Here is an 11,980-nt window from a genome sequence, read left to right as displayed (position 1 = left end):
AATTGGGAAATGGTATTTGAGAACGGTATTTGGGAACGGCATTTGGGAACGGTATTTGAGAATCGTATTTGGGACAGGGAGTGCCTCATGGGCAGGCCAGCGTTAAGAACAATCAATGGAGTAAGCTTGTGATCGTTAGGTGGGAAACCGACCATGACTATGTGCTGGTTCATATTCATCAAGATATGTTTGGCGACTGGATTTTCAGTCGTGCCTGGGGGCAAATCGGCACCCAGTTTGGCGGTTTAAAGCACCAACTGGCCGACACCCTTGAGCAGGCTCAGATGTGGCTGGAAGATGAGACGACGATTCAAAAGTCGCGCGGTTTTCATAAGGTGCTGGACGTTGATGACCACACCCCGGAAGGCCAGGAAGCCATGCGTCAGCTTTCGCTGCTGGATCTGCTTTAAGCACTACTTTTTAAGCCAGGTTTAAGCACGCCTGCGTAAACCCAGCGGGCTGAGTACTCACTAACCCAGAAAACGCCGCCCGTTATGCAGGCGCATGCCTTTTGGCGGCGAATCTTCAGGCGCCATCAACGACGCGAGCGCGTGCTCATCAAGCCAGCCGCGCTCGCCTAGCCAATCGCTCATACGCGCCACTTCAAATCCACGTGTCAGCTCCCTGCCCTGGCTATCCACCACGACCGGAATAAGCTCACCGTAGCGCTCAAGCAAGGCCGCATGCTCGCTGATCTCCACGCGCTTAAGCGCTACCGGTTGATTGGCAAGCGCTGACAGCAAGGCTTCCACCTGGGTGCACAGATGGCAACCCAGGGTGGTGTAGAGCGTAAGTGAAATCACTGCCGCAAGCCTTTACGTTCTAGCGGCGGTGACGCAGCAGGAACACGTGGTGCATGTTGGTGCGCCGCTGAAAGTCTGGATCAAAGGTGCGCGAGGTGATCTCTTCTACCGCGTAATGCTGGCTAAGCGCGTCATCAAGCTTGAAACGGCGCTGGTTGTTCGAGAACACCAGTGTGCCACCTGGGGCGAGCCGGGCCATGGCAAGTTCCACCAGGCGCGGATGGTCACGCTGTATATCCAGCGTATCGCGCATTTTCTTCGAGTTGGAGAACGTCGGCGGATCCATAAAGATCAGGTCAAACTCGGCGTCGGCGGTTTCCAGCCAGCGGAAACAGTCATCGCGTACCACGCGGTGAAGGCGTAGATCGAGCTTGTTCAGGGTAAAGTTATCCTTCGCCCACTCAAGGTAAGTGTTGGACATATCGACGCTGACGCTGTCGCTGGCGCCGCCCAAGGCTGCCTGAACGGTGGCCGTGGCGGTATAGCAGAACAGGTTCAAAAAGCGCTTGCCGCGGGCCATTTCGCCCAGCATACGGCGTACCGGCCGGTGATCCAGGAACAGCCCTGTATCCAAGTAATCGCGCAGGTTGACCCATAGCCGCGCATCGCCTTCACGCACTTCAAAACGCTCACCGCTGGCCTCACGCTTTTGGTACTGGGCAGTGCCGGTTTGCCGCTCACGGCGTTTGATATACACCTTGCTGGGGTCAACGCCTAACGCATCAGGCAGCACTTCCAGCGCATCAAACAGGCGCTTTTGAGCCTGAGCTGGATTGATAGAGCTAGGTGCGGCGTACTCCTGAACGTGTACGCGGTCGCCGTAGCGGTCAATCGCCAGCGCAAACTCGGGCATATCGGCATCATAGATCCGATAACAGGTTTCACCGCTCTGCTTTAGCCACTTTTTGAGGCGTTTCTGGTTTTTGCCCAGCCGGTTGGCGAACATCTGCGCGTTTTCAGACACGGCAGGCGCTGTTTTAGGCGGCGTATCAACACCCTTACCTTCCGCCTGAGCGCCGCTATCCGTCGCTGGCACACCAATATCCATCAGCAACAGCTTGGCATCCAGCGCGCCGTTTTTAAGCGCATACTGCTTGTGCGCCCGCAAGCCCAGCCGGTGTCCTAAGTCGGGATTGCCGGTAAACATCGCCAGTGTCCAGCCAGGAAACAGCGCTTTGGCTTTTTCACCCAGCTGGGAATACAGGCGCACAAGCTCGGGCAGCTCGCCCAACCGCTCACCGTAAGGCGGGTTAGTGATCAGAAGCCCGCGTTCTGCCGATAGCGTTTCGGGGCGAGTCAGCTGAGCAAGGCCCTGTCCGTGCAGAGTGATAAGTGCCGGAATACCTGCGCGCATCGCGTTGGTTTTTGCAGCCGATAGCGCCGCCGGGCTTTGGTCAAAACCCAACAGCTGGGTTTTACACCGCTTGCGACCAATCGAGGCGCGTGCTTCGGCCTCACGCTTCTGCTCAAGCCAAAGCGTCTCATCGTGCCCGGCCCAGCCCTTGAAACCGAACCGTTCACGGTCCAGGTTCGGCGCCTGGTCGGCGGCCATCAGTGCGGCCTCAATCAGCAGCGTGCCGGCACCACACAGCGGATCGATCAACGGCTCGCCGGCTTTCGCCCGCTCGGGCCAGCCAGCACGGATCAGCAACGCTGCCGCGAGGTTTTCTTTGAGCGGCGCATGGCCGACATCACGACGATAGCCCCGGCGGTGCAAGCTCTCCCCCGAAAGGTCGATGCCGATGGTCAGGTTGGCGCGATGCAGATGTGCGTAGAGACGCAAATCCGGCGTTTTGGTATCGATGGAAGGACGCTCCTGCCCGGCAAGCTGTAGCGCGTCCACCACGCCATCTTTTACCGTTTGGGCGCCAAATCGAGTATGGCGAATGTGATCACTGCGGCCATGAAAATCCACCGCCAGGGTTTTGCCAACCGCCAAGTGCTGGGTCCAGGCAATGCGGGCAACCACGTCGCGTAGTTGCTCCGGCGTTTCAATCATCGGCTCGCGAACCAGCTGCAGAATGATCCGGTTGGCAAGGCGTGACCACAGGCATACACGGTAGGCGATGGCTTGGCTGGCGGTAAAGTACACGCCAGCCACGGTGGTTTTTCCAGGCGTCGCGCCTAGCGCTGCCAGCTCATCGGCCAGCAGGCCTTCAATGCCTTTAGGGCAAGTCGCCAGCAGGTTCAGGGGGGCGTTTTGACTCGTTTCGGTCATAGTCATGGCAGCGCGTAACCGCGCGATATTCCTATATATGGCAAATGTATTTACATCTTATGACAATTTGGGGGTCGACAAGTGCCCCCATCATGATCTAAGAATAAAAGAGTAGCTACTGAAAACGCATGCGTTGCTTGTCTTGGTCATTAATAGACCAACGGGTCATTAATGGACTAAAGGCTTGTTTTGGTTGCCGCCTAGCCGGTTCAGCTCGTGAGTGCTAGACATTAGCGCACGGCTGGCAGCCTGCTCTTGAAGTCAGCTCTCGAAATAGGGGCCTAACGCCAAAGGCATAGTGCACTATTTCTTTTTAAAGGCTTTCATGAAAAGAGGTTAGCCAATGAAACGACAAAAACGTGACCGCTTCCAGCGGGCCTATGTTCACGGGTATAAAGCAGGTGTTATCGGCCGTTCCCGTGATGATTGTCCCAGTCAAGATGTCAATTTACGCGAATACTGGATGAGCGGTTGGCGTGAAGGTCGCGGAGACCAGTGGGACGGAATGACCGGCATTTCCGGTATCCACAAAAACCCCCTTGTCATGACCTAGCAATTTATATATTCCTTAATTTTCATTTTGGAACATGGAGCCCGCGTTTCAGCGGGCTTTTTAGCTCATGTTTTTTAATGCGCGTTTTTTAATTCACGCTGAAAAATTAATGCGCTTTTAGCGCACGGGCACACTCATTGACCAATTTGGGTCCTTGATAAATAAGCCCCGAGTAGAGCTGAATCAAATCAGCGCCCGCCGCTATCTTGGCCTTCGCAGCTTCCGCGCTATCAATGCCGCCTACGCCGATAATCGGAAGCGTTGGCAAATGCTGGCGTAGCAGGCGAATGACCACATTAGACGCCTCAAAAACAGGCTTGCCAGAAAGCCCACCCGCCTCACTCGCCTGCGGGTCGCTTTGCACCGCTTCACGTGACACGGTCGTGTTGGTGGCAATCACGCCATCCAGCTCATTGCGGGCGATGCTTTCTGCCACCAGCGCAACTTCCTCTTCGCTCATATCCGGTGCAATCTTAATTAATAGCGGCACCTTGCGCTCAGCTTGCGCGTCCAGGGCCCGGCTGCGCTCACGAATTGGCCCGAGCAAGCCATCCAATTGCTCACCAAACTGCAGCGTGCGTAGCCCTGGCGTATTGGGCGAGGAAATATTCACCGTAATATAGTCGGCTACCGAGTGAACAGCGTCCAAGCAGATCAGATAGTCATCCAGGGCATTGTCCACAGCGGTGCTGAGATTTTTGCCGATATTGATCCCTACCACGCCCTGATAATGGCGCTTTTTAACCTGCGCCACTAGATGCTCAACGCCTTTGTTGTTAAACCCAAAGCGGTTGATGATGGCGTCATGGCCGGCCAAACGAAACAGGCGAGGCTTAGGGTTACCCGGCTGCGCTTTGGGCGTCACGGTGCCCACTTCGACAAACCCGAAACCTAGCGCGCCCAGCGCGTCAAGATGGTCGGCATCTTTATCAAGCCCTGCGGCTAACCCCACGCGGTTGGCAAACCGCAGTCCCATCAGTTCGACCGGATCGCCGATCGACTTACCCACCAGTGGCGCTACGCCACCCACGCGATGCAAGGCGTCTAACGTCCCTAAAGCCAATCCGTGCGAGGTTTCAGGGTCAATACGAAAGAGCAGCGAGCGTGCAAGTAAGTACATCGACTAAATCTCTTTTGAAGGTGAGCGGTGCTGAGCGGCGCCGAGTATAGCGCAAACTGCCCTTTTGGCGCACGGCACTCAACAATTACCGGTGTAATAGGCCTAAAAAAACCGTGCCTGGATTGCCCAGGCACGGTTACTTTTTTCCACAACGCTTATTTACAGCGCTTAAGCGTTTTACCTAGCTAACGCCGTGGCGCTCAGGCTTCGCTGTCGCTTTCAGCAAGGTCTACCAACTCGCGCACGGCTACCGCAAACAGCGCAAACCCACCTTCACTGCCACCGCGCACTTCTTCAAGCAAACGGCGCCAGCGGTTATGCAGGTGATCGTGCTGCTCAAGCCACTGATCCACACGCTCTTGAGTGTCACGACTGCCGGCTTCAAGTTTCAGCACGCTGGTGGTAAGCGCCAGCTGCTGACGGTCGATATCATCGCGGAAGGTTTCCCGCGCCTGTACTTGCCACGCGTCACGCACTTCAAGCTGCGTGACCTGCTGGCTCATCCAGGGTAGCTCCAGGCGGCTGCCGATCTCGTAGAACACCTCGGCTACTCGCTGGGGCTTCTCGCTGGTAATCCGCGCAGCCTGAATAATACCCAGCCCAGCATACAGGTTAGGGGCTCCCGCAACCGTTGAGGCCAGCGCTTCAGGCACACCCGCTTCCTGCAGCTCATTACGACGAAGACGCCATGCTTCCAGCTCTTCACCGCTTAACAGCTCACCCATGTCTTCTTGCAACTGCGCCAAGCGAGGACCGAAATACTCGATCGTATCTTGCGTGGAAAGCCCCAGATGCTGGCGCAGGAACCAGCGTGTCGAACGGCGAATCAAGCGCATGAGATCCAGCATCATCGAGTGCTGTACCTTGCTTGGCACTTGATTATCCAGGGCTTCAATCTGTGCCCATAGAGAAAGCAAGTTAAAGCTGTCGCGGGCAATTACGTAGTTACGCGCGATATCGGCCCGACCTGCACCAGTGGAGTCTCTTAACCGGCGGACAAACACGATGCCCATATGATCGACCAGATCATTGGCAACTTGCGTAGCCACAATCTCGCGCTTCAGGCGGTGCTCATACATTTCTGGCTGATAGCGCTCGGTCAAGACTGACGGGAACAGCCGCTCAAGGTGGCGATGAATATACGTATCATCAGGCACATCAGAGGTAATCAGATCACCTTTAAGCGTGCTTTTGGCGTAGGAAATCAGCACCGAAAGTTCAGGCAAGCGCATTCCCTGCTGATTACTGGCACGCTCTTTTAATACGTCATCGGTGGGCAGAAACTCAAGTTCACGATCAATTTGGCCCGCGACCTCCAGCTCACTAATAAAGCGGCGATACGGTCCGATACCCTGGAGAGAAAGAATCTCCGAAAGATCTAGCGCCTGCGCTTGGCGATAGTTATCCAAAATCACCAGATCGGCCACTTCATCGGTCATTTCGGCAAGCAGTTCATTACGCTGCTTCTCGGTCATATCGCCACGCTTGACCACGTCATCAATCAATATCTTAATATTGACCTCGTGGTCAGAGCAGTTGACGCCGCCCGCATTATCGATAAAGTCGGTATAAACGCGCACGCCGTTGGCGGCGGCTTCCATCCGCCCACGCTGGGTAAGGCCCAGGTTACCGCCCTCACCTACCACGCGGCAGTTGAGGTCAGCGCCGTTAATGCGCAGCGCATCGTTGGCTTTATCGCCCACGTCAGCATCGGTTTCATCCGAGCTTTTCACATAGGTGCCGATACCGCCGTTCCAGATCAAATCCACCTTGGATTGAAGCATGGCGCGAATGAGTTCATTGGGCGACAGGCGTTCTTCCTGAATACCAAACACCTGCTGCATTTCGGGGGAAATCGCAATCGATTTGGCACTGCGGCTAAAGATACCGCCGCCCTGAGAAATCAGCTCGACACTGTAGTCTTCCCAGCTGGAACGCGGCAGATTAAAGAGCCGGGTACGTTCAGCGAACGCTGCTTCGGCATCGGGGTTGGGGTCCACAAAGATATGTAGATGGTTGAAAGCCCCGACCAATTGAATCTTATCAGACAGCAGCATGCCGTTACCGAACACGTCGCCAGCCATATCGCCTACGCCTACCACGCTGAACAGATCTTGCTGGGTGTCGATACCCAGGTTCTTAAAGTGGCGCTTAACCGACTGCCAGGCACCGCGTGCGGTAATGCCCATTTTCTTATGGTCATAGCCGTTAGCGCCGCCGGAAGCAAACGCATCGCCCAGCCAGTGACCGTATTCAATGGAGATTTCATTCGCGATATCTGAGAACGTGGCGGTGCCTTTATCGGCAGCCACCACCAGATAGGCATCATCCTCATCGTGGCGCACGACATTTTCAGGTGGCACAACGTCACCACCGTCCAGATTATCAGTGACATCCAAAAGTGCACGGATAAAAATTTTATAACAGGCGATGCCTTCTTTCTGCTGGGTTTCGCGGTCAGCATTTTCCGGCATCCGTTTACACACGAAACCGCCCTTGGCGCCGACCGGCACGATCACCGCGTTTTTAACCTGCTGAGCTTTTACCAGGCCGAGTACTTCGGTACGGAAATCTTCGTGGCGATCAGACCAGCGCAAGCCACCCCGGGCGACCTTGCCGCCACGCAGGTGAACACCTTCCACCCGCGGCGAGCAGACGAAAATTTCGAACATCGGCCGCGGCTTGGGCATTCCAGTGACCTTGGAAGGCTCTAATTTAAAGGCGATGTAGTCTTTAACACGGCCACTCTCTGCACGCTGGTAATAATTGGTACGCAGTGTTGCCTGGATAAGCTCCATAAAGCGACGTAACAGCTGGTCATCGTTAAGGCTGGCCACCGCTTCCAGGTGTTCATTAAGCCGCGCCACACACTCGTCGGTATCATGAGAGACGAGCGTGGGATCGAAGCGCAAGCGGAACATTTCGACCAGCTCTTGGGTAATCGCCGGATAGTTAGCCAGTGTCGCCGCGATGTAATGTTGCGACATACCAAAGCGGATCTGCTTAAGATAGCGCGCGTAGCCACGTAGCATCGCCACTTCATGCCAATCCAACCCAGCGGCAATGATCAGCCGGTTGAAGGCGTCGTTATCGGCCTCGCCCGCCCAGATACGCTTGAAGGCTTCACTGAAGGTTTCACGCATTTCGCCCAGGCTGACATCTTTATTGCCATGTTCAAGCTCAAAGTCATGAATCCAGTAGCGCTGCTCGGGGGCATTAATTTCGTAGGGGCGCTCACCAATAACCCGCAGGCCCAGGTTTTCCATCATCGGTAGCACATCAGAAAGCGGAATCTGTGAGCCTCGGTGGTACAGCTTGAGATTAACCCCACTGCCCTTCTCTTCTAACGGCCGATAAAGCGACAGTGATAGATCATCACCGTTATTGAGCGTTAGCAGATGCTGGACATCAAATACCGCCGTACGCGCGGTAAAATCTTCACGATAGCTTGCTGAAAACGCATTCTGGAACTGCTCCATTTGGTGATTGGCGCTCTCTTCCCCAAACCCTTCTACCATGGCGGCCATCAGCTCATCGCGCCAGCTACGCGCGAGGCGGGCAACCTTGCTTTCCAGGCGTTTAAGGTCGAACTGGCTTGGCGCACTGCCATTGAAACGTAAAATCAGCTGGATACGCGCCAGCACCGACTCAGACAGGTAGGTGTTGAAATCGCCAAAGTGAGCATCAAGCTCGTCACACAGCAGGTTCTGAATACGCTGGCGCAAATCGGTTGAAAAGACATCACGCGGAACGAACACCAAGCACGAGTAAAACTTGCCGCTAACATCGGCACGGATAAACAGGCGTACCTGACGACGTTCGCGAATATCGAGAATGCCCAGCGCAGTATGTGCCAGCGACTCCGTGCTGATCTGAAATAGATCATCGCGAGGATAGACTTCAAGCACTTGTAAAAGCTGCTTACCGTTATGCCCCTGGGGGTTAAATCCGGCGATATCCATCACGGCTTTAAGCTTGCGGCGCAGCAGCGGGATATTGCGCGGCGACTCGTTGTATACCGTTGAGGTAAACAGGCCGAAGAAGCGGCGTTCACCGATGACATTGCCGTCATCGTCGTAACGATCCACGGTGATGTAGTCAGGATAGGTAGGCCGATGTACCCGCGAGTGGTGGGCGCTTTTGGCAAACGAGAGCAGCTGAGGCACCAGCTCGTAGTTACCGTTCTCATCGATGCCTTCTTCAGAACGAATGCGCTCATCGTAGCGCGGCTCGTCCAGGCGGAACACGCCTAAGAGGCTGTTGGGGTCGCGCTGCAACTCACTACCTTCAAGCAGGTATTCGTCGTATCCCAGGAAGGTGAAATTATCTTTCACCAGCCACTCTAAGAAGGCAATGGCTTCTTCGTGGTCATCGGGGTCAATCTGTGGTGGGCAGTTTTTTTCAAGCTCTTGGATCGTGGCGGTGATTTGCCCACAGATCGCGTCGTAATCGCTCACCGCCGTGCGCACATCGCGCAGTACCTGATGCAGCTGCTTTTCGATATTGGAAAGCGCTTCAGGGTCAGTATGACGATCAACTTCAATTACGATCAGTGACTCACGCGCTTCAGGCGCGTTAGCGTCGCGGGGTGAGGCCAACGCCTGCAGTTGGTTCTGTTCATTGCGGGCAACGGCAAACACGGAGTTCTGGATCGCATGCACGGTAAGACCGCGGCGATTCAGCTCAATGCGCACCGAATCGACCAGAAACGGCATATCCTCATGCAATATCGCCACAAAGGTATGGGTCGACTGCCAGCCGTTTTCTTCAAAATCAGGATTAAACACGCGCACTTTAGGGCGTTGGGCATCGTGGTGCTGTAGAAACTGCCAAATGGATAGCGTGGCGCCGTACAGGTCATCCAGGCGACGATCGATAAGATCCTCTACCGGCACGCTTGCGTAAAATCGTCGTGCAAACGCTGATATCGCCGTTGCTCGGTCCGGTTCCAGCCGCGCTTCCAAGCGCTCAAAAAGCTGCTTCAAAAGGTCTTGCCGACTCTCTTCACTCGCAACGTAATCCATCCATCACCTCGACTGCCGGGGCCACATTTGGCCAAAAAAACGTAGGACAATAGGCCTTTAGGCCAATATAACGACTAGCTTACGCTACCCAGGGTCGCCACTCTATCCATCTGACATGTTCTTCATGGTGTATGCCACTTTCGCATCATGCGCCCTCTTGATTAATCTCGCGTCGCGTGAGCCATACACCACATTCACAATGGTTGGTGAACGGAAACTGGTCAAATAATGCAAAACGCTCTATCTGATGCGTTTTAGTAAGCAGCGCTAAATTTTCGGCAAGTGTTGCCGGGTTGCATGAAATATAGACGATCTGATCATATTCGCTGATCTGCTCGCAGCTCTGGGCGTCCAGGCCTGCGCGAGGCGGGTCTACCAACACGGTGGAGAAGCGATATTCGTCCAGCGCCATTTCGGCCACACGACGCCCCCCTTTCTCACCTTTGAGCGCCAGGGCAAACTCTTCAGCCGACATGCGGACTACATGCGCATTGGTGATGTTATTGGCGTCAAGATTGACGTTGGCACTAGCTACCGACGTGCGCGAGATTTCGGTCGCCAATACGCGCCGAAAATTATCGGCCAGAGCAATGGTGAAGTTGCCATTGCCGCAATAAAGCTCCACCAGATCTTCTGTCTGGCGGCCTGCGGTGACTTCCCGCGCCCAGCTCAACATTTTCTGGCAGATATGCGCGTTTGGCTGGGTAAAGCTATTTTCAACCTGCTGATAATCGAGCGCTCGCCCATCAACCGTTAGACGCTCCCAGACGTGGTCACGGGTTAGCACTAAGCGCTGCTTGCGCGAGCGGCCGATAATCATAATGCCAAGCTCGGCTTCCAGGGCGCGCGCTTCTTGCTCCCAGGACGCTTCCAGCGGGCGGTGATAAACCAGTGTTACCAGCGCCTCGCCTGACAGCGTAGTGAGAAACTCCACCTGAAAAAGCTTACGTCGCAACTCATTACTGGCTAAAAAAGCCTTGCGCAGGCGCGGCATTAACGCGTTGATGGACTCGCTCGCGACATCAAACTGATCCAGGCGTACCACGCGCTTGTTCTTAGGGTCGGCAGGGTCGACCTCGAACATGGCGTAGAAAAGGTCATCACCTTCGTGCCATATCCGAAACTCACAGCGCTGACGGTAATGGCTCGGCGGCGAGGCAAACACTTCAAGCGCAGGCGGATTAAACACCGCAAAGGTGCTTTCCAGGTATGCACGCTTCTCGGCGAGCTGCTCGTCATAACGTTCGGGGTTTATCACGGGGATAGCCAAGTCGGCGCCTCTTTTTCAAAAACGGTATTAATAACGATGCTAATAACAGTCGTGTCGGCTCAGGCTGAAAATACGCGCCCTAGGCGCTTAATTCCAGCCAGCCTGGAGTGTAAAAGCCGTACTGGGAAAAGCCTTCGCCGAGTGCCTCAGCAGAAGCAGTGGTAAAAAAGCGGCCATCCTGCCCGTTTTTTAACGCCGGGGCGATCTGGCCAACGCGCCGGGCAATGGCATCGCCGGAATCAACCCAACTCACAGGCGTTGGCGCAAGCGCCTCAAGCCAAGGTTTGAGTAGGGGGAAATGAGTGCAGCCGAGTACCACGGTGTCCACGGGCAGCTGATGGTCGACCGCTTGCCAAAGGGGGTATAGGGCTTGCTGAAGTCGTTCGCGGTTGGGAGAAACGCCGCCAAGTAGCGCCTCGGCTTCAAGCACCAGCGCGTCTGCCGCGACTCGGGTAATGATGCAGTCGCTGGCAAAACTCTCGATAAGCTTTTGCGTATAAGGCCTGCTTACCGTCGCACGGGTGGCTAGCAGGCCAATATGGCGCGTTTGACTGATGGCAGCAGCGGGTTTTATAGCGGGCACTGTGCCGACCACGGGAATCGTTAGGGCTTTGCGCAGGCCATCGAGTGCAAGCGTGCTGGCAGTATTACAGGCGACCACCAGAACGCTTGGCTGGCAGGCCCGAACAGCAGCTTGGCAAACGGCCACGATGCGTGCCGAAAGCGTGATGTCATCGCGCAGCCCATAGGGCATCCACGCGTTATCACAGGCGTAGCACATGGCCGTATTGGGGTAATGCTGGCGTAGCGATCGAGCCACGGAAAGCCCGCCTACGCCTGAGTCAAAAATCAGCACAGGGCCAGTCATTACTGCCCCTTTGCCTTTTGTTGGGCCTTAGCCTTTTGTTTGAATAGGTACACCTGCTTCTCCTTCAGCCGCTCAGTCACGGGGCGCTAGTTTAACACGCCCCGCTGGCCGCTGAAGGAAGCTT

Annotated in this window: 8 protein-coding genes; 2 read left to right on the top strand and 6 right to left on the bottom strand. The window is 55.3% G+C overall.

Features of this window, described 5'->3' with window-relative positions; translation table 11 throughout:
* Positions 1–128 precede the first annotated feature (128 nt).
* Positions 129–410, top strand: coding sequence for a hypothetical protein (locus ACT3R7_RS12415; protein ID WP_018916661.1), 282 nt, complete (start codon positions 129–131; stop codon positions 408–410).
* Positions 411–470: 60 nt separating this feature from the next.
* Here ACT3R7_RS12415 and ACT3R7_RS12410 read toward each other — a convergent pair whose 3' ends face one another.
* Together ACT3R7_RS12410 and rlmKL are read right to left on the bottom strand one after the other, a co-directional pair.
* A complete protein-coding gene (locus ACT3R7_RS12410) occupies positions 471–803 on the bottom strand; it encodes a glutaredoxin family protein (RefSeq protein WP_192538940.1) in 333 nt (110 codons plus the stop codon).
* Positions 804–822: 19 nt separating this feature from the next.
* On the bottom strand, positions 823–3,021 hold the full coding sequence (gene rlmKL, locus ACT3R7_RS12405) for a bifunctional 23S rRNA (guanine(2069)-N(7))-methyltransferase RlmK/23S rRNA (guanine(2445)-N(2))-methyltransferase RlmL (RefSeq protein WP_193092634.1): 2,199 nt from the start codon (positions 3,019–3,021) through the stop codon (positions 823–825).
* 343 nt (positions 3,022–3,364) lie between these two features.
* Between rlmKL and rmf the strand changes: the two genes are divergently transcribed.
* Entirely contained in the window at positions 3,365–3,574 is a 210-nt protein-coding gene (rmf, locus tag ACT3R7_RS12400) for a ribosome modulation factor (RefSeq protein WP_192538941.1), read from the top strand.
* A 106-nt stretch (positions 3,575–3,680) separates the two neighbouring features.
* Here the strand turns inward: rmf and ACT3R7_RS12395 are convergent, their stop codons facing one another.
* The 4 genes from ACT3R7_RS12395 to murI all read right to left on the bottom strand — a co-directional run bounded on the left by ACT3R7_RS12395 (position 3,681) and on the right by murI (position 11,856).
* Positions 3,681–4,694 carry a quinone-dependent dihydroorotate dehydrogenase gene (locus ACT3R7_RS12395; protein ID WP_193092633.1) on the bottom strand — a complete coding sequence of 338 codons (1,014 nt, stop codon included), beginning with the start codon at positions 4,692–4,694 and terminating at the stop codon, positions 3,681–3,683.
* Positions 4,695–4,894: 200 nt separating this feature from the next.
* Complete coding sequence (locus ACT3R7_RS12390) at positions 4,895–9,718, bottom strand: NAD-glutamate dehydrogenase (RefSeq protein WP_193092661.1); 4,824 nt, start codon at positions 9,716–9,718, stop codon at positions 4,895–4,897.
* Between the two features lie 145 nt (positions 9,719–9,863).
* Positions 9,864–10,988 (bottom strand): tRNA (uridine(54)-C5)-methyltransferase TrmA, encoded by a 1,125-nt coding sequence (gene trmA / locus ACT3R7_RS12385; RefSeq protein WP_193092660.1) that lies wholly within the window; start codon positions 10,986–10,988, stop codon positions 9,864–9,866.
* A gap of 79 nt (positions 10,989–11,067) precedes the next feature.
* Positions 11,068–11,856 carry a glutamate racemase gene (gene murI, locus ACT3R7_RS12380; protein WP_193092659.1) on the bottom strand — a complete coding sequence of 263 codons (789 nt, stop codon included), beginning with the start codon at positions 11,854–11,856 and terminating at the stop codon, positions 11,068–11,070.
* Between the last annotated feature and the right edge of the window lie 124 nt (positions 11,857–11,980).

The sequence above is a fragment of the Halomonas sp. AOP43-A1-21 genome (assembly GCF_052376775.1).
In the GTDB taxonomy this organism is placed as follows: domain Bacteria; phylum Pseudomonadota; class Gammaproteobacteria; order Pseudomonadales; family Halomonadaceae; genus Vreelandella; species Vreelandella colorata.
Note: the sequence above shows the minus strand (reverse complement) of the source record. Positions and strands in the feature narration are given on the sequence as shown.